The organism is Pseudoxanthomonas sacheonensis (genome assembly GCF_010093305.1).
Classification (GTDB): domain Bacteria; phylum Pseudomonadota; class Gammaproteobacteria; order Xanthomonadales; family Xanthomonadaceae; genus Pseudoxanthomonas_A; species Pseudoxanthomonas_A sacheonensis.
Genome location: NZ_PDWS01000037.1, coordinates 1 through 919 on the forward strand (window position 1 = coordinate 1; position 919 = coordinate 919).

Annotated in this window: 2 protein-coding genes; both read right to left on the reverse strand. The window is 57.9% G+C overall.

The features are described from left to right. Nucleotides 1–115: 115 nt before the first annotated feature. Entirely contained in the window at nucleotides 116–451 is a 336-nt protein-coding gene (locus CSC73_RS18295) for a hypothetical protein (RefSeq protein WP_163843568.1), read from the reverse strand. Nucleotides 452–491: 40 nt separating this feature from the next. Next, the coding region (locus CSC73_RS18300) for a hypothetical protein (RefSeq protein ID WP_163843571.1) at nucleotides 492–919 on the reverse strand (428 nt) is incomplete at its 5' end.

The following is a 919-nucleotide window of genomic DNA, read 5'->3' on the forward strand; positions in this document are numbered from 1 at the left end:
TCACGCAAACATACTGAGACCACCATGTTCTAGTGCGCACCCTCTCCGCCCCCCTTCGTCACAAGCCTATGCGCGGACCTATCCTTTCACTGTTACTGCCTCCGTGTGCTTTCTCCTAACCATTCATTACTACCGATTGCCGTTTTTTTTTCTTTCCCTGCAGATATTCCTGTCCACGCAAGCGCAGGAAGGGGTGGGCTCGGAACATGCGGCGCAGGGCCTTCAACGTGGGCGCCGATAGGTGCGGTGCGACGGCTTCGTAATCGGCAATCAGCCCTAGCACCCGCGCTTCAACTTCATCGCGGGGCATGTCCCGCTGCCATGACCGGGGAGGCCGGCGTTCGTCCAATCCCTGGTGGGCTTGGGCCACCTGGGCAATGCGTTTGGTGATGGCGGGCGAGACCCGGGCGGTTTTTCGCCCGGTCTCGGTATCGCTGACCGAGTTGGCCATTTGTCGCTTCCGGCAAGGGGTTTGCCGGAGTATGTCATGGTCAGTGCTTGTACGTGGCCAGCTGGTTCAGTCGTTCCAGTTCAACCAACTCGGAGGGATTGAACTGTGGAATGCGATGTTCTTGGCGTTCAATCCTCGGCTGGCTGTCACCGAATGGATCGTCATCGCACACGAGGTTCTGTTGTTCCACCAGGAACGATCCGCGTGCCAAGGCCTCTTCCACCAGTATGTCCTTCTTGATCTGGGCAACTTGCGGCGGGGTAAGCGCCAGATTGTGAATCTGCTTGGGTCGGCTCTTGCCGTTGGGCCCATTGACCGTGCCCTTCAATTCATGGACACCAGCAGTCTTGCGGCCTGGGCCACGCCTGAAGCGGATCCAGAAGCTTTCTTCTTTGAGGACGTTGCCGCCATCGTCTTCCGTGAATCGCGCGTAGGAGTCGTAGACTTCCTTCTTGGAATGGAAGAAGA

What these genes read in the sequence shown, in the direction of transcription:
- CSC73_RS18295 (WP_163843568.1), bottom strand. Translation starts at nt 451, where the DNA reads ATGGCCAACTCGGTCAGCGATACCGAGACCGGGCGAAAAACCGCCCGG.